This is a genomic window from Amycolatopsis sp. NPDC003861, from assembly GCF_053605405.1.
Genome location: NZ_JBSGJD010000228.1, coordinates 1 through 15932, shown reverse-complemented (window position 1 = coordinate 15932; position 15932 = coordinate 1). Strand labels below are relative to the sequence as shown.

At 70.3% G+C, this 15932-nt stretch carries 16 protein-coding genes; 5 read left to right on the top strand and 11 right to left on the bottom strand.

Annotated features, from left to right (window positions below; genetic code table 11):
* Nucleotides 1–105: 105 nt before the first annotated feature.
* A complete protein-coding gene (locus ACWEVN_RS38025; RefSeq protein WP_449687955.1) occupies nt 106–912 on the bottom strand; it encodes an ABC transporter permease in 807 nt (268 codons plus the stop codon).
* Nucleotides 909–1886 (bottom strand): ATP-binding cassette domain-containing protein, encoded by a 978-nt coding sequence (locus ACWEVN_RS38020; RefSeq protein ID WP_449687954.1) that lies wholly within the window; start codon nt 1884–1886, stop codon nt 909–911. Before ACWEVN_RS38020 ends, ACWEVN_RS38025 begins: the two co-directional genes overlap by 4 nt.
* A gap of 105 nt (nt 1887–1991) precedes the next feature.
* Here ACWEVN_RS38020 and ACWEVN_RS38015 point away from each other — a divergent pair, with 105 nt between their 5' ends.
* Complete coding sequence (locus tag ACWEVN_RS38015) at nt 1992–3008, top strand: endonuclease/exonuclease/phosphatase family protein (RefSeq protein WP_452054495.1); 1017 nt, start codon at nt 1992–1994, stop codon at nt 3006–3008.
* On the opposite strand, the gene ACWEVN_RS38010 is transcribed toward ACWEVN_RS38015, so the two are convergent.
* The 4 genes from ACWEVN_RS38010 to ACWEVN_RS37995 form a co-directional block, all read right to left on the bottom strand.
* Nucleotides 3009–5009: an ATP-binding protein gene (locus ACWEVN_RS38010; protein WP_452054494.1), complete on the bottom strand. Its 2001-nt coding sequence runs from the start codon at nt 5007–5009 to the stop codon at nt 3009–3011. It abuts the gene before it with no gap.
* Between the two features lie 68 nt (nt 5010–5077).
* A complete protein-coding gene (locus ACWEVN_RS38005; RefSeq protein WP_452054493.1) occupies nt 5078–5893 on the bottom strand; it encodes an SIR2 family NAD-dependent protein deacylase in 816 nt (271 codons plus the stop codon).
* Entirely contained in the window at nt 5886–6197 is a 312-nt protein-coding gene (locus ACWEVN_RS38000) for an antibiotic biosynthesis monooxygenase family protein (RefSeq protein WP_310969019.1), read from the bottom strand. Before ACWEVN_RS38000 ends, ACWEVN_RS38005 begins: the two co-directional genes overlap by 8 nt.
* A 31-nt stretch (nt 6198–6228) precedes the next feature.
* The gene (locus tag ACWEVN_RS37995; protein WP_452054492.1) at nt 6229–7635 is read right to left on the bottom strand and encodes a M1 family metallopeptidase; all 1407 of its coding nucleotides are present in this window, start codon (nt 7633–7635) and stop codon (nt 6229–6231) included.
* Nucleotides 7636–7710: 75 nt separating this feature from the next.
* Between ACWEVN_RS37995 and ACWEVN_RS37990 the strand changes: the two genes are divergently transcribed.
* Entirely contained in the window at nt 7711–8457 is a 747-nt protein-coding gene (locus tag ACWEVN_RS37990; RefSeq protein WP_449687950.1) for an alpha/beta fold hydrolase, read from the top strand.
* A gap of 66 nt (nt 8458–8523) precedes the next feature.
* Here the strand turns inward: ACWEVN_RS37990 and ACWEVN_RS37985 are convergent, their stop codons facing one another.
* The 5 genes from ACWEVN_RS37985 to ACWEVN_RS37965 form a co-directional block, all read right to left on the bottom strand.
* Nucleotides 8524–9480, bottom strand: coding sequence for a peptidoglycan recognition protein family protein (locus ACWEVN_RS37985; protein ID WP_449687949.1), 957 nt, complete (start codon nt 9478–9480; stop codon nt 8524–8526).
* A 63-nt stretch (nt 9481–9543) separates the two neighbouring features.
* Nucleotides 9544–10419 carry an A/G-specific adenine glycosylase gene (locus ACWEVN_RS37980; RefSeq protein ID WP_452054491.1) on the bottom strand — a complete coding sequence of 292 codons (876 nt, stop codon included), beginning with the start codon at nt 10417–10419 and terminating at the stop codon, nt 9544–9546.
* Between the two features lie 9 nt (nt 10420–10428).
* The gene (locus tag ACWEVN_RS37975) at nt 10429–11364 is read right to left on the bottom strand and encodes a glycosyltransferase (RefSeq protein WP_452054490.1); all 936 of its coding nucleotides are present in this window, start codon (nt 11362–11364) and stop codon (nt 10429–10431) included.
* 3 nt (nt 11365–11367) lie between these two features.
* The gene (locus tag ACWEVN_RS37970) at nt 11368–11859 is read right to left on the bottom strand and encodes a beta-class carbonic anhydrase (protein WP_449687946.1); all 492 of its coding nucleotides are present in this window, start codon (nt 11857–11859) and stop codon (nt 11368–11370) included.
* Between the two features lie 100 nt (nt 11860–11959).
* Nucleotides 11960–13060, bottom strand: coding sequence for a LacI family DNA-binding transcriptional regulator (locus ACWEVN_RS37965; RefSeq protein WP_310969008.1), 1101 nt, complete (start codon nt 13058–13060; stop codon nt 11960–11962).
* Nucleotides 13061–13237: 177 nt separating this feature from the next.
* Between ACWEVN_RS37965 and ACWEVN_RS37960 the strand changes: the two genes are divergently transcribed.
* From ACWEVN_RS37960 to ACWEVN_RS37950, 3 genes are read left to right on the top strand one after another with little or no spacing between them, the layout of a single operon-like run.
* Complete coding sequence (locus ACWEVN_RS37960; RefSeq protein WP_452054489.1) at nt 13238–14149, top strand: metal ABC transporter solute-binding protein, Zn/Mn family; 912 nt, start codon at nt 13238–13240, stop codon at nt 14147–14149.
* A gap of 2 nt (nt 14150–14151) precedes the next feature.
* Nucleotides 14152–14997, top strand: coding sequence for a metal ABC transporter ATP-binding protein (locus ACWEVN_RS37955; RefSeq protein WP_310969005.1), 846 nt, complete (start codon nt 14152–14154; stop codon nt 14995–14997).
* Nucleotides 14998–15000: 3 nt separating this feature from the next.
* Nucleotides 15001–15876: a metal ABC transporter permease gene (locus ACWEVN_RS37950; RefSeq protein ID WP_449687944.1), complete on the top strand. Its 876-nt coding sequence runs from the start codon at nt 15001–15003 to the stop codon at nt 15874–15876.
* Nucleotides 15877–15932: the final 56 nt, after the last annotated feature.

Sequence of the window (15932 nt, the reverse complement as noted above, 5' to 3'; positions counted from 1 at the left end):
CAGATTTGACCAGGGGGCGTGTGGGTGTGGTGTTTTTTTGGGCGGGTTCTAACCCGCCTTACCACTCACGACCTCTGGCGCTACTCACCCCCGTGTGTGCGCCTTTCAGACCCGCCGGCGGTAGGCCCAGGTGGCCAGCGGGAAGAACACGAGCACCGCACCGGCCATCCAGGCCAGCGCCCCGGCCAGCGGGCCGGCGACGGCTCCGCCGTTCATCAGGCCGCGCAGCGCGTTCGCCATGAGGCTGACCGGGCTGATGTCCGCCCAGGCCCGCAGCCAGCCCGGCATGGTGTTGGTCTGCACGAACACGTTGCTGCCGAACGTCAGCGGCATGATGAAGACGAACATCAGCGCCTGCGCCGAGCCGGGCGTCTTCATCAGCATGCCGACGAACACCGAGCCCCAGCAGAAGCTCAGCCCGAACGCCAGCGCGAGCAGGATCGCCACCGCGAACTCGCCGGGGCTGGTCGCGATCCGGTAGCCCATGATCGTGGCCACGACCATCAGCACGGTCAGGCAGACGACGTACCGCACGACGTCGGCGAGCACCGCGCCGATCAGCGGCGCCGAGCGGGCGATCGGCATGCTGCGGAACCGGTCGAACACGCCCTTGGTGACGTCGGTGTTGAGCTGCACGCCGACGGTCAGGCACGCCTGCAGGATGTTCATCACGATGACGCCGGGCACGACCAGCTGCAGGTAGGCGTCGATCGAGCCGGACAGCGCGCCGCCGAACAGGTAGACGAAGATCACCAGGAAGATGATCGGCATCAGGGTGACGTCGGCGAGCTGTTCGGGGTTCTTGCGGATCTTCAGGATGCCGCGCCAGGCCAGCGAAAGCGCGTGCTGGAACCCCTTGCCGGGGCTGATGTGGCGGGGCGGGGCCGGGCGGTCGAGGGCCAGCGTCGTCATGCCAGGCTCCCTTCGAGGGTCTTGTCCTCGGTGGACGGTTCGGCGGTGTGCCCGGTGAGGGCGAGGAACACCTCGTCGAGGCTGGGCAGCCGCAGCGCCAGCTCGTCCGCGGTGATCCCGGCTTCGTCGAGCTTGCGGACCAGGGTGGACAGCAGGACGGGGTCGTTGACCGGCGCGGTGAGCAGGCCGGTCGCGTCGTCACGGGTCGGCCGGACGCCGGACAGGTCGCCGAGGATGCGGTTGACGGCGTCCATGTCGGCCGGCCGGGTCGGCCGCACCTGCAGCGTCTGCCCGCCGACGCGGCGCTTGAGCTCGTCGGCGCGGCCGTCGGCGACGACCCGGCCGTGGTCGAAGACGGTGATCTTGTCGGCCAACTGGTCGGCCTCCTCCAGGTACTGCGTGGTCAGCAGCACCGTCGCGCCCTCGGCGACGAGGCCGCGGACGACGTCCCAGACCTCGTTGCGGGCGTGCGGGTCCAGCCCGGTGGTCGGTTCGTCGAGGTAGAGCACCTCGGGCCGGCCGACGAGGCTGGCGGCGAGGTCGAGCCGCCGCCGCATGCCGCCCGAGTACGTCCGGATCGGCCGCTTGGCCGCCTTGGTCAGCTCGAACCGCTCGATCAGCTCGGTGGCGCGGGCCTTGGCGTGGCTGCGCGGGTAGCCGTACAACCGTCCGATCAGGACGAGGTTCTCGATGCCGTTGAGGTCCTCGTCGACCGACGCGTACTGCCCGGTCAGCCCGATCAGGCTGCGGACCCGGACCGGGTCGGCGACCACGTCGTAGCCGCCGACGGTGGCTCTGCCGGCGTCGGGTTTCATCAGGGTCGCCAGGATCCGGACGGCGGTCGTCTTGCCGGCGCCGTTCGGCCCGAGCACCCCCACGACCTGCCCGAACGGGACCTCGAGGTCGACCCCGTCGAGCGCCTTGGTGTCCCCGAAGTGCTTGACCAGGCCCTCGGCCTGGATTGCGTGCGACATGGGCGTCCTCCTCTACTGCCGCTTCTGAGGGTCACTTTGGACGGCGGCGCTGGTAAGCCGCGCACAGCGCGCTGTCAGCGGCTGGCAGGCGCTGGTGGAGATCTTGTGGAGGAGTTGTCGGGGCAGCAGCCGAGCGGCGCCGGTCTCGGCATACTCGGCAGCATGGTGGTTGCGGAAGAGACGCGGTCGCGGCGGAAGAATCCGCTGGTCACGGGCCTGCTGGTGGTCCCGCTGGTGCCACTGGCGCTGCTGGCGGCGCTGCGCCTGCTCGGCTACGACGGCGGCTGGTACACGCTGGTCGCGCTGTCGTTGACGCCGTTCGCGGCGGCCGCCGGGGTGCTGCTCGGCGGCGTCACCCTGGCGTTGCGGCGGTGGTGGCTCGGCGGGGTCGCGCTGGTGCTGGCGCTCGCATTGGCCGTCCTCGTCATCCCGCGGGTGTCGGCGAGCGAGCAACGCATCGTGCAGGGCAAGACACTGCGCGTCCTCGCCTCGAACCTGCTCTACGGCCAGGCCGACGCGGAAGCCGTCGTCGACCTGGTGCGCGAGCAGCGGATCGACGTGCTGAACCTGGTCGAGATGACCCCGTCGGCGGTCGACCGGCTGACCGCGGCGGGGCTGTTCGACCTGCTGCCGCACCGGGTGCTGCACCCGGCGCCGGGCGCGTTCGGCTCGGGGATCGCGTCCCGCTTCCCGCTGAAGGAGGTCAACCTGACCGGCGATTCGGCGTCCAAGCAGCCGGGCGCGGAGGCCGACCTCGGCGAGGGCGTGGTGGTCGAGATCGTCGCGGTCCACCCGATCTCCCCGGACGTGGACACCCCGCTGTGGGAGCGCGAGATCAAGGACCTGTCCCAGCCGGCGGGCGAGCACGGGCTGCGCATCCTGGCGGGCGACTTCAACGCGACGCTGGACCACGCGGCCTACCGGACGGTCCTGTCCCGCGGCTACCACGACGCCGCCGAGGAGCGCGGCGAAGGCTTGGCCCCGACGTGGCCGTCGTCCATGCCGGTGGTGACGATCGACCACGTGGCGGTCGACAACCGCGCGGCGGTGCTGGACTACCGGGTGTTCGATGTGGCGGGCAGTGACCACCGGGCGGTGTTCGCCGAGGTCCGGCTGCCGTGATCAGCGGGGCAGGCTCGCCAGTTGGGCGCGCACCTTGTCCGCCGCGGGAGAGTTGAGGCTCTCGAAGATCTCGAGTGCCTCCAGCCAGTACTCGCGGGCTCCGGCCGGGTCGCCGTTGAGGTGGGATACCCGACCGAGAGAATCAAGCGCTTCCGCGATGTAGCGTGGTGTACCGGACTCCCGGCTTATCTGCAGAACGCGCAGTAGTTGGATTGTGGCGTCATCATACCGTTCGAGGTCGACGTATATCTGAGCGAGGGCATCAAGAACCCATCCCTCGGTGTTCGAGGTTCCGATGATCTCCTGCAGGTTGCGGGCCATGGCAATATACTCTATTGCTTTTTCGTCCTGATTTCGTCGGTGAAACAGCTTTGCCAGATTGACCAGTGCGATGGCTTCGTTGCGAAGGTGCTTCAAGTCTCGGTAGATGAGCAAGGCCTCATTGTAGGCGGCTTCGGCTTGATCCAGCCGACCTAGTCGCAAGTCTACGCTGCCCACGCCGAGCAGGGAGTTCGCTTCTCCCCAGCGGTCTCCTATTTCTCTTGCCACGGCAAGCGCTTCGATGTCCAGGGGGACGGATTCTTCCAATCGTCCCGCATTCTCGTAGGCTTCGCCTAGGTGGCCGAGTGCCCACCTGATCGCCAGCTTGTTCCGGATTCTCCGAGCGACCGCGGGTCCGGCCTCATGGGCTTCGATCCGGTCTGCGACATAATCGCGCATGCCCTGATAGCAGTCGATGATGTTGGGCAACTGCCAAGCGACCGTGTCGTTGCCGTGGTCGGCGGCCTTGCGAATGACGGCCATCAGGTTCGCGTATTCGGCGTCGAACCACCTGATCGCCGCCTGGCGGTCCCCGATGTCCGAGGGCTTGATGGAGGTGGTGAGGGGTGCAAGCGGGACCACGGGGTGCTGCGGGTAGAGACCGTACAGTCCGTTGTGGGCACTGTGCAGATACCACTCGAGCAATCTTGTCATTGCATCGATGTATTCGCTGGCTTCTGAACCGCATTCCGAGGCGTACGTGCGCAACAGGTCGTGGAACTGGAATCTGTCCCGCTCGATCTCGCCGAGGAGATGCACGCTGACGAGCGTGTCGAGCAGTCGTGCAGCCTCCTTTTCCGTGGTGCCTGCCAGTGCGGCCGCGGCCGACGTGCGGATGTGGGGGCCGGGGTTCAAGCCCAGCAGCCGGAACATCCGTGCAGCGTCCGGGTTCAGCGAGCGGTAGGACCAGGAGAAGGCAGCGCGGACGGCGGTCGCCTCGTCGTCGTCAGACGCCAGGGCGTCGAGACGATCCCGCTCGGACGACAGCTCGGCGACGAGGTCGGCTATCGGCGCGTGCGGGCGGCAAAGGACGCGTTCGCCGGCGATTCTCAATGCCAATGGCAAATATGCGCACTTTTGAGCCAAAGCCGCGGCCGCGGCGGGTTCCTCGTCGACGCGGCTGCTTCCGATGACGCTTCGCAGGAGTGAGGTCGCTTCCGTGTGCGACAGAATGTCCAGCGTGATGCGCTGGGCGCCGTCGCGGGCGACGAGTCCCGAGAGCCGGTTGCGGCTGGTCACGATCACCATGCAGGTGGGGGTGCCGGGCAAGAGCGGGCGAACCTGCTCGGCGGTTGCCGCGTTGTCCAAGACCACCAGCATCCGACGGCCGGCGAGGAGCGATCGGTAGATTCCGCTCATCGCTTCCAGCGTGCGCGGGATCTGTTCACTGTCCAGGCCGAGGGCGTGCAGGAAGCCGTTCAGTGCCAGTTCGGGAGAAACCGGGGGACCCGGGTCGAAGCCGCGCAGGTTCACGTGGAGTTCGCCGTCCGGGAATCGCGCCCGTGCCTGGTGTGCCCAATGAACGGCCAGCGACGTCTTGCCCATTCCGGGGGCGCCTGCGATCGCCGAGATGACGACCGCGGTGGCGTGCGCATCGGTGTTGTCGAGTTTGCTCAGTTCGGCACGCCTGCCGGTGAACCGTGCGACGTCCGGCGGCAACTGTTGCGGTATTGGCGGCATGCGTCTCCCGACCGGCTCCGGCGTGACTCAAATCACGCTCAGTGTGCCACGGTGGGAGGCTTTCCGGATCAGGATTCGCTGGAATGCCGGACGTCGCCGAGGAGTGCTTTCAGCGTTTCCAGGGCCCCCGCCGCGATCGACACGCCGCGGCCGTGGCGGATCTCGGGTTCTCGGGGGTTGATCCGGATCAACGCGCCCGTTGCCGCGCTCGCCAGTTCGGCGTAGCGGCGGACCGTCGGGACCGCCTGGCCCGCTCCCAGCTCCACCACCACGAGGTCACGAGCCGTCCGGCGCCACGCCGTGAGCTCGTCCAGCTGGGCCTGGCTGCGGTCCGGGACCCAGGAAAAGTCGCCGAACATCAGGATGTTGGGGCGCGCCAACCCGCCGCAGCGGGGGCACGAGGGCAGTGGTGGCACCGCCCGCATGGTCTCCTCGTCGACCGTCACGTCCAGGTCCGCCGGCCAGATCTCGGACGTGCACCCGGCGAGGCACTGCAGGTGGTGGATCGAGCCGTGCGCCTCCGCCACGGACTCGAAGCCCGCCTTCTGGAACTGGCCGTCCACATTGGACGTGAACACGCGGACGCCGCCGGGTAGCCGCGCACCCAGCGAGAGCAGCAGCCGGAACCCCTCGTGCGGGACCGTCTCGCGGTACAGCGCAAGCCGGTGCCCGTAGAAGCCCCAGGCCAGCTCGGGATCTTCGGCGAAGTGGCGCGGGTCGGCCAGTTCCTCGAACTGCAGGCCGAGGCGAGCGTACGGCGGATACGCGCGCCAGAACCCTTCGCCGCCGCGGAAGTCCGGGAGCCCCGAGTCGACGCCCATGCCGGCGCCGGCGCAGATCAGGAGTGCGCCGGCGCCGTCCAGGAGCTTTGCCGCCTCATTCACCCGGCTGGGAACCGAGAACGACCTCGAACTCCAGGAGGTTCGCGCCGGTGGACACCGGCTTGGCGCGCTCGCCCGAGTGCGCCGCCGCGGCCGGGCCGCCCTTCGCCCACGCCTGGTAGTGCTCCTCGGTTTCCCACTTCGTGTAGACGAAGTAGCGCGTCTCGCCGGACACCGGCCGCAGCAGCTCGAAGCCGAGGAAGCCCGGCTGCTCGTCGACCGAGTGCATGCGCGCGGCGAACCGCTTCTCCAGCTCGGGGCCGGCGCCCTCGGGGACCTCGATCGCGTTGATCTTCACGACACTCATGCCTCCCACCCTAGTTGGCCGCGGGGTGGCTTCAGCTGCGCAGTGAGCCGGGGAACAGGTCCGCGTCCGCCGGGAGCTTCGTGCCGCGGAACCACGTGTCGAAGAACGCCCGCAGGTCCTTGCCGCCGATTCGCGCCGCCATCGTCTCGAAGTCGGCCCAGGTTGCGTTGCCGTGGCGGTAGCGGGCCGGCCACTCGCGCAGGAGGCGGTCGAAGGCCGGGTCGCCGATTTCGCGGCGCAACGCGTGCAGGGCCAGGATGCCCTTGTTGTAGACGCCCTCGAACTCGTGACCCTGGCCCATGCCGACCAGCTTCTGCGCCCAGAAGTCCGTGCTGCCGCGGGTGATCTCGATGGCCGCGCGGTAGCGGTCGTCCAGGTTCTGGCCCTCGCGCTCGGCCCACAGCCACTGCGAGTACGACGCGAAGCACTCGTTCAGGCAGATGTCGGACCAGTTCCGCACCGAGACCGAGTCGCCGAACCACTGGTGGGCGTTCTCGTGCACCAGCGTCGGCAGGTCCGCCCACTTCGCGTACGTCGGCCGCGTCTGCGTCTCCAGCGAGAACGGGACCTCCTCGTTCAGGAAGATCCCGCCCGCCGCCGATTGCGGGTACGGGCCGAACTTGCCGCTCAGGAAGCCGAGCACCTCCGGCAGGCGGTCGCCGATCGCGCGGCGGGCTTCGGTGCCCGGGGCGTACGCCGAGACCACCGGGGTGCCGTCCTTCAGTGTCGACCTGTCGACACTGAACTTGCCGATCGCGATCGTCGTCAGGTAGGTCGCCACCGGGTTGGGCTCGGTCCAGGTGCCCGGCGGGCCCTCGCGGCCGTTCGAGAGCACCGTCCAGCCGGCCGGGACGTGCGCGGTGAGCGTGAAAGTCGCCTTGTCGCGCGGGGTTTCGTTCGCCGGGTACCAGAACGCCGCCGAGTGCGGCTCGCCGACCATGTACGCGCCGCCGTCGGCCGAATGCTTCCAGCCGTTCTCGCTGCCGCCGGTGTGCGGGGTCTTGGCCGGATCGCCGCCGTAGCGCACCCGGGTGCGGAACGTCGTCCCCGCCCGGATCGGGGCCGGCGGAGTGACGACCAGTTCGAACGCCTTCTCCCGGCTGAACGTCGCCGGTTTGCCGTCGACTTCGACGCTGTGCACGTCCAGTCCGCGCAGGTCGAGGTCGAACCGGCTGAGGTCCTGGGTGGCCTTGGCGGTCACCGTGGTGTCCCCGTCGAGGTGCCCGCTCGGCGGGTCGTACTTGACGTCGACCTGGTAGCCGAGCGCGTCGTACCCGCCGTTGCCGTCGTCCGGGTAGTAGGGATCGCCGCCGCCGGACGCGCCCGGCACCGGGTGCATCGGTGGCGGCGGGGGCGGCAGCGTGACGGCGTCACCACCGCACGCCGCGGCGACGACCACCGCGGCGCAGACGGCCAGGGCGGTCAGTCGGCGGCGCACACCCACCACCATAGGTGATGGATTGCGATCGGTTGGTCACGTTCCGCACCAGCGGTTTTGTGGTTAGGTGGCCGCGTGCTCTGTTTCGGCGGCAGCGGCGTGCCGATCGTTCTGCTCCACGGCCTGATGGGCCGCGCGCGGACGTGGTGGCGGGTCGCGGAGTGGCTCCGGCCCTACGGCGCGGTGTACGGCTTCGACGCGCGCGGCCACGGCAACGCGCCGCGCGTCGGCCCGTGGACGACAGAGCGCTTCGCCGACGACGTCGCCGAAGCGCTGCGGACGCTCGACGCGGGCCCGGCGGTGCTCATCGGCCACTCGATGGGCGGCCTGCACGCCTGGGCGACCGCCGCGCGGTACCCGGAGCTGGTGCGCGCGGTCGTCTCCGAGGACTTCGCGCCGGACCAGCGCGGCCGGACCGTCGAGACCTGGCGCGGGTACTTCGAGAGCTGGCCGGTCCCGTTCAAGTCCCTGGAGCACGTCCGCGAGTTCTTCGGCGACGCGGGCGGGTACTTCGCGGACTGCGTCGAGGAGCGTTCCGACGGGTTCCACCTGGTGGCGGACCTCGAAGACCTGTACGTGATCGCCGCCGAATGGGGCCGCCGGGACTACTGGGACGTCGTCACGGCGATCCGCTGCCCGCTGCTGCTGGTCGAGGGCGAGCACACGGCCATGCCGCCCGGCCAGCAGGCACTCGTCGCCGACCGGGTCGACGGCGCGAAACACCTGGTGGTCCCGGGCTCGGCGCACCTGCCCCACGACGAGGCCCCGGAGATCTACCGGGGTGCCGTCGAGGCCTTCCTCAGCCAGGTCCTGAACCGCTGAAGCCGCGCGTGAGCAGAAGGACGGCACACCGAGCGCGTCGTTGAGCCCGGCGCACCGACCTCCTGGTCACGTACGGGCCAGGTCCGCTCGCCAGGCCGCCGTCGAGCGGTCCGACGGCACGATCAGCGGCCAGACGTCGGCGCCGAGGAAGCCCGCCTCGTCGGACACCTTCGCCGCGGTGCACGTGTCGCGGGCCAACCCGGCCTGAGCGGACAAAGCGGTCACCGCGTCCTTTGTGGACTTCCCGAAGACCCCGTCGGTGGGAACCCCGAAGCCGGACGCGCGCAGGAACTGCTGCGCGAGCTGCACCTGACGGCCCGTGTCGCCAGGTTTGAGCAGCGGCCACTCCGCTTCGGCCCGCGCCACCGACACGCCGAGGACGCGCCCGACGGCGGTCCGCAGCTCCGGCAGCCGGTTGTAGAGCACCTGGCCGGGGCACTCGGTCGAGTTGAAATCGCGGTGGCCCTTGATGAACTCCGGCGCGATGCCGTACTGGCTCGCGATGTAGGCGACCAGCGAGACCAGTGAGTTCCACAGCGCCGGCGGCACGTCCACCGTGCTGTAGAGGCCCTCGTTCTCGATGCCGATGACCTCGCTGTTGTGGTTGCCGACGTTCGCGCCCTGGACGTGCTTGGTGCCGCCGCGCAGGATCTCCAGGCTGCGGTGCCGCCCTTCGGTGATGTACCCGCCGCGGCTGTTCGTGAACTGCTGGCCGCTGTCGATCCAGCCGTTCTTGTCCATGTGCAGGTCCTGGATGAACCGCGAGACGTAGAACGCACGCGCCAGCGAGAAGTCGTCGTTCATCGGCGGGTCGACCGCGTGGTGCACGACGATGTACGTCGGCTTGTGGTTCTCCACCACGATGGTGCCGGTGGCGGGCCGGGCGCCCCAGTCCGACGTCGGGTGGATCGCCGGTACCGGCACGGCTGCCGTGGCCGTCCCCGTGGTCGTCATCCCCAGTGCGCCGGCCGCGGTCGCGGTCACCCCCGCCTTGAGCAGGGTCCGGCGGTCAACAGTGACCATGCGGAAAACGGTAACTCCGCAGCGCGCCATTGACAACTATTGACCAACTTTGGTTGTAGCGCGTTAGTGTTCACCTGGCAGGGCGAAGAGGCCGTCGCGGGTCTGCTCCAGCAGGCCGTCGACCAGCAGGGAGTCCAGGCAGCGGTCGCGCTGCCCGCCGTCGTGCCACACCTGGTCCAGGCGCGCCTTCTCGACCGGTCCCTCGCTGCCGCGCAGGACGTCGAGCAGCCGCCCGCGGACGTACCGGTCGGTGCCCGCGTACCGCTGCACCGGCTTGGCCGGGCCGGTGTACTCCGGCCGCCCGGCGCGCTGCCACGCGCATTCGTCGTGGATCGGGCAGTCCGCGCACTTCGGGGACCGCGCGGTGCAGATCAGTGCGCCGAGCTCCATGATCGCCGCCGAGAACTTCGCCGCGGGCGCGTCTTCGGCCGGCAGCAGGGCCTCGACGTCGGCCATGTCCCGGGTGTTGGACGCCGGCCCGGCGTCCCCGGCCCCGTGCACCGCCCGCGCGACGACCCGCCGCACGTTCGTGTCGACGACCGGTGCCCGCCGTCCGTAGGCGAACGCGGCGACGGCCCGGGCGGTGTAGGCGCCGATCCCGGGCAGCGCGAGCAGAGTGTCCACATCGGACGGAACGACGTCGCCGTGCTCGCGCGCGATCACCCCGGCGGCCTCGTGGAGCCGCAGCGCCCGGCGCGGGTAGCCGAGCTTGCCCCAGGCCCGCACGACCTCGCCCTGCGAAGACGCGGCCAGCGCCGAGGGGACCGGCCAGCGCGCCATCCATTCGTGCCAGATCGGCTGCACCCGGACGACCGGGGTCTGCTGGAGCATGATTTCGCTGACCAGCACGCCCCAGGCCGTGCAATCCGGCGAGCGCCACGGCAGATCCCGGCCGTGCGCGGAGAACCAGTCGAGCAGTACGTCAGCGTCCACAGCCACGCCGGGAGGCTACTTCGCGTACTTCGGCAGCTCGCGGGCGACCTCGTCCGGAGACGGCATGGCGGCGATCTCCTCGGCGACCGCGCGGGCCGCTTCCCGGCAGGAAGACGCCTTCCGGGCCTGTTCGGCGACGGCTTCCGCGGTCAGCTCGCCAGGCAGCAGGCGCACCGCGGCCCCCGCGGCCACGAGCGCGTCGGCGTTGGCGAACTGGTCGGCGCCCTGCGGCAGGACGAGCTGCGGGACGCCCGCGGCGAGCGCACCGAGGGTGGTGCCGCTGCCGCCGTGGTGCACGACGAGGTCCGCGTGCGCGATCGCCGCCGCCTGCGGTACCCAGGCCTGGGCCGTCACGTGGGCCGGCAGCGGCCCGAGGGCCACTCCGCCGGTGGCCACCACGACGGGCGTGCCGAGCGTGGCCAAACCCTCGATCGCCGTCTTGAGCACCTCCGGGGTGCCGAACGCGGTGCCGAGGGTGAGGTAGACCAGCGGCCCCCGGAAGTCGCCCGGCTCGGCGAACGGCACCGGCCGCACCGGGACGCGCTCGGCGGTCGCGAGGAAGTCCGCGTCCTGCAGGGACGGCGGGCAGACGTCGAGGTGCACACCGCCGGTGGGACGCTCGAACCCGATGCCGGGCGGGAACATCCGCCCGAACCCGTGCCAGAGCGCCGGGATCCCGGCGCGCTCCGCCGCGACACCGACTTCCGGGACGCCCCACCCGTGCACGACCAGGTCCGGCCGCAGCCGCTGCAGGTCGGGCTCGATGTCCTCGGCGTAGATCTCGTAGAACGAGTCCGCCGGCCGGAACGGGTTCAGCTCCCGCAGCGACTCGTGGACGTGCTCGCCGGCGGCGAAGTGCACGTCGTGCCCGATGTCCCGCGCCGCGACCGCGAGCGGGACCATCGGGTACGTGTGGCCGGCCGAGGCCAGCCCGGCGAACAGGACTCGCAAGGCCTACTCGACCTCGGTGAGCTTCCCGGTCTTCACGTCGTAGACGAACCCGCGCACGTTCTCCGTGTGCGGCAGGTACGCGCTGCGCCGCACCCGCTCCACCGAAGTCCGCACGCTGTTCTCGACGCTGCGGAAGGCCTCGACCGACCACGTGGGCCGCAGGCCGGTGTCGGTCTCGAGCTCGTCCTTGAAGTCGTCCTCGGTCACCATCGAGAGGCCGCACTCGGTGTGCTGCACGATCAGCACCTCACGGGTGCCCAGCTTGCGCTGCGACAGGGCGAGCGAGCGGATCATGTCGTCGGTCACCACGCCGCCGGCGTTGCGGAGGACGTGCGACTCGCCCTGCAGGAGGCCGAACAGCTCGAACACCCGGATGCGGGCGTCCATGCAGGTCAGGATGGCCACCTGGAGCGACGGCTTGGGGGACGACCGGTCGCCGGGCGTCACCTCGCCGAGTTCCTGGTTGCGCTTGAGCAGTACGTCGATCGAGGTCATCGGTCACCTTCCGGCCAGTGGCCCCGCGGCGCGGGTCGTCCACTCCATTTGACCGGGTGACTACCCCGATGAGCAATGCGCTAAGAGCAATGTCACGAGGTCAGCCGCCGAACCACGGCTCGTCGACGGTCCGCGGCGGGCCCGACGTCCGCCCGACGCGCAGCTCGGTCGGCAGGGTGATCACCTTCGGCGCGCTGCGTTCGCCCGAGCTGAGCAGCAGCCGCCCGGCCGTCTTGCCCTTCTCCAGCACCGGCTGGTGGACCGTGGTGAGCCCGATCCGCTCGGCTTCGGCGATGCCGTCGAAGCCGGTCACCGTCAGGTCCTGCGGCACCCGCAGCCCGCGCCGCTCGGCCTCGGCCATGGCGCCGAGCGCGAGGATGTCGGAGGTGCAGATCACGGCCGTGATCTGCGGGTAGGCGTCCAGCAGCTGGCGGGCCGCGGACGCGCCGTCGTCCACCGTGTGGTCGAACCGCTCGACCACCGGGACGCCCGCCCAGTCGACGCCCGCCGCCGAGAACGCCACGGCGAGCGCTTCCAGCCGGGTGCGCTGGACGTGGAAGTGCGCGCCGCTCTGCCGCGTCGCGGAGACGAAGTCGTCGTTGCGCTCGCGGGCGAGGCGCATGCAGATGACGCCGACCTGCCGGTGGCCCAGCGTGACCAGGTGCTCGGCGATCTTGCCGACGGCCGCGGCGTCGTCCGGGCCGACGCGGTCGATGCCCTCGAGACTCGGCTGGTCGATGATCACCGTCGGCACCGGGCGCTCCAGCACGGCGGCCAGGTGCGGGTCGTCGTCCGGCACCGAATAGACGACGAAGCCGTCGACGCCCGCGCGGTGCACCGCGGCGACGTCCTCCCGGCCCGGGCTGGCCGGCACCAGGTGCAGGCCGACGCCGGCGTCTTCGCAGGCCAGCGCCAGTCCTTCGAGGACACCGACGGCGGCGGGGTCGCGGAAGGCGTAGGAGAGGTTCTCGGTGAGCAGCAGCCCGACCGCGCCCGCCTTGCGCGTGCGCAGGGAGCGGGCGACCGGGTCGGGGCCGGGGTAGCCGAGGCGCCGCGCGGTCTCGAGGACGCGGCGGCGCAGTTCCGGGGACAGCTGGTCCGGCCGGTTGTAGGCGTTGGACACCGTGGTCCTGGACACACCGAGCTCCGCCGCGAGCGACGCCAGCGTCGCCTGCCTCCGGGTGCGAATAGGACGGCCCATCTGCAAACCGTAACGGTTCAGATCGGTTTCCTGAAGAGACACCCCGCGTGGTCGATGTCTCGATCCGCATGCGCAGAGACGCATACACCAAAGCGGGATCTGATGGCCAGAAAGTCATCCGGATGGGGTAAGGTGAATCTGACAACGGTTTCCATTAGCGTCTTCAGGAGTCCCCGCATGAGTTCCCGTCGCACCAGGAGCGTGCTCGCCGCCGCTTCGGCCCTGTCCGTGTTCGCCTTGGCCGCGTGCTCCGGTGGGACGTCCTCCGACGGCGGCGGCGCGCAGGCGGGCGGTGACGGCAAGGTCAAGGTCGTCGCCTCGACCGACGTCTGGGGCAGCGTGGTCTCCGCCGTCGGCGGCGAGAACGTCGAGGTCAAGTCGATCATCCACGACCCGTCGGCCGATCCGCACTCGTACGAGACGACGGCGGACGACGCCCTCGCCGCGAAGGGCGCGCAGCTGCTGCTGTCCAACGGAGGCGGCTACGACGAGTTCTTCGGCAAGCTCACCGAGCAGGCGGGGAGCGCGAAGAAGCTCGTCGCCTACGACATCGCCGCGACCGGCGACGAGAACGAGCACGTCTGGTACGACCTGCCGGGCGTCGACAAGGTCGCCGACCAGCTCGCCGCGCAGCTCGGCGAGCTCAAGCCGGCGGCCAAGCAGCAGTTCACCGACAACGCGACGGCGTTCAAGGCGAAGGTCGACGCGCTCGAGAAGCGGCTCGAAGAGCTCGGGACCACCCACCCGGGGACGAAGGTCGTCGTCACCGAGCCGGTCGCGCACTACCTGCTGGCGAGCGCGAAGATCACCGACGCGACGCCCAAGGCGTTCTCGGACGCGGTGGAGAACGACACCGACGTCCCGGCCGACGCCGTCAATGCGTACCAGCAATTGATCGCGACCAAGCAGGTCAAGGCGCTGATCAACAACGAGCAGACGGTGACGCCGCTGACCCAGGACGTCGTCAAGCAGGCGAAGGAGGCCGGGCTCGGCGTGGTCGGCGTGACCGAAACGCTCCCCGCGGGTGTGACGGACTACATTGGCTGGATGACCGGGGAAGTCGACGAGCTGGCTGGGGCGTTGAAGTAGGCATGTCTCCCGCCTCCGATGACGTACGCCCCGCGGTCCGGGTCCGCGGGGCGGGCCTCGCGTTCGGCCCGCGCACCCTCTGGTCCGGGCTGGACCTCGTCGTCGAGCCGGGCGAGTTCCTCGCCGTGCTCGGCCCGAACGGCTCCGGCAAGAGCAGCTTCCTCAAGGCGCTGCTCGGCATGCAGGACCTGTCGGCGGGCACGGTCGAGATCGCGGGCGGCCGCCCGGGCGGCGCGAACCGCAAGGTCGGCTACATCCCGCAGCAGCGCGCGATCGACGAGTCGCTGACGCTGCGCGGCGTCGACCTGGTCGGGCTGGGTCTCGACGGGCACCGCTGGGGGTTCGGCTTCCCGGGCATCGCGGCCCGCCGCCGGCTCGTTTCCGAAGCGATCGACGCCGTCGGGGCCACGCGGTACGCGAAGCAGCCCGTCGGCCGGCTGTCCGGCGGCGAGCAGCAGCGGCTGCGGGTGGCCCAGGCCCTGGTCGGCGACCCCGAAGTGCTGCTCTGCGACGAGCCGCTGCTGTCGCTCGACCTGGCGCACCAGCGCGCGATCAGCGAGCTGATCGACGCCCGCCGGCGCACGGCGGGCACGGCGGTGCTGTTCGTGACGCACGAGATCAACCCGGTGCTGCCGTTCGTCGACCGGGTGCTGTACCTGGTCAACGGCCAGTTCCGGATCGGCAAGCCGGACGAGGTCATGACGACGGAGACGTTGTCGGAGCTGTACGGCACCCGCGTCGAGGTACTGAAGGTCGGCGGCCAGATCCACATCGCGGGCGCGCAGAGCGCGTTGTGCGAGGCGGAGCCGCACCACCACGAACACGACGTCGAAGAGCAAGTGGGCTGAGTCTTGGATCTGTTCGACTTCGGCAAGACCTGGGAGCTGATCACCGAGCTCGACGGCGTCCAGACGGCGCTGCTGGCGGCGGCGATCCTCGGCCTGGTGGCGGGCGTGCTGGGCCCGCTGATCGTGATGCGGCGGATGTCGTTCGCGGTGCACGGCACGTCCGAGCTGGCCTTCACCGGCGGCGCGGCGGCCCTGCTGCTCGGCATCGGCGTCGAGTACGGCGCGCTGATCGGCGCGGTGGTGGCGGCGCTGCTGCTGGGCATCCTGGGGGCGCGCGACGCCGACCGCGACTCGGTGATCGGCGTGATCCTGTCCTTCGGGCTCGGGATGGGCGTGCTGTTCCTGTCGTTCTACAAAGGACGGTCCGGGAACAAGTTCGGGATCCTCACGGGCCAGATCATCACGATCGATTCGACGAACCTGACGTTGTTCGTGGTGTCGTCGGTGGTGGTGCTGGCGGTGCTGGCCCTGGTGTACCGGCCGTTGCTGTTCGCTTCGGTGGACCGGAACGTGGCGGTGGCGCGCGGGGTCCCGGTGAAGACGCTGACCGTGGTGTTCGCGCTGCTGGTGGGTGTTTCGACGGCGTTGAGCGTGAAGGTGGTCGGCTCGCTGCTGGTGGTGGCCCTGATGGTGACCCCGGCCGCCGCGGCGGCCCGCGTGACGGCGTCCCCCTGGAAGGCGACGGTGCTGTCGGTGGTGTTCGCGGAGGTGTCGGCGATCGGCGGGATCGTGCTGTCGCTGGCGCCGGGCCTGCCGGTGAGCGCCTTCGTGACGGCGATTTCGTTCCTGATCTACGTGGTCTGCCGGGTGCTCGCCTGGCAGCGCGACCGCCGGACGCGCGTGAGCACGGTGGAACCGGCCCTCGCCGCGGCCGCCTGACCCAAGCGCCCCAATGTGGCGTTCGGGGGGGGCGTCGGACCCTCCGCCCCCAGGGG

Bases quoted from the DNA above. Each gene is read 5' to 3' on its own strand.
- ACWEVN_RS38025 (WP_449687955.1), bottom strand. From the start codon at position 912: ATGACGACGCTGGCCCTCGACCGCCCGGCCCCGCCCCGCCACATCAGC.
- ACWEVN_RS38020 (WP_449687954.1), bottom strand. From the start codon at position 1,886: ATGTCGCACGCAATCCAGGCCGAGGGCCTGGTCAAGCACTTCGGGGAC.
- ACWEVN_RS38010 (WP_452054494.1), bottom strand. From the start codon at position 5,009: ATGCCGCCAATACCGCAACAGTTGCCGCCGGACGTCGCACGGTTCACC.
- ACWEVN_RS38000 (WP_310969019.1), bottom strand. From the start codon at position 6,197: ATGAGTGTCGTGAAGATCAACGCGATCGAGGTCCCCGAGGGCGCCGGC.
- ACWEVN_RS37985 (WP_449687949.1), bottom strand. From the start codon at position 9,480: ATGGTCACTGTTGACCGCCGGACCCTGCTCAAGGCGGGGGTGACCGCG.
- ACWEVN_RS37970 (WP_449687946.1), bottom strand. From the start codon at position 11,859: ATGACCTCGATCGACGTACTGCTCAAGCGCAACCAGGAACTCGGCGAG.
- ACWEVN_RS37965 (WP_310969008.1), bottom strand. From the start codon at position 13,060: ATGGGCCGTCCTATTCGCACCCGGAGGCAGGCGACGCTGGCGTCGCTC.
- ACWEVN_RS37960 (WP_452054489.1), top strand. From the start codon at position 13,238: ATGAGTTCCCGTCGCACCAGGAGCGTGCTCGCCGCCGCTTCGGCCCTG.
- ACWEVN_RS37955 (WP_310969005.1), top strand. From the start codon at position 14,152: ATGTCTCCCGCCTCCGATGACGTACGCCCCGCGGTCCGGGTCCGCGGG.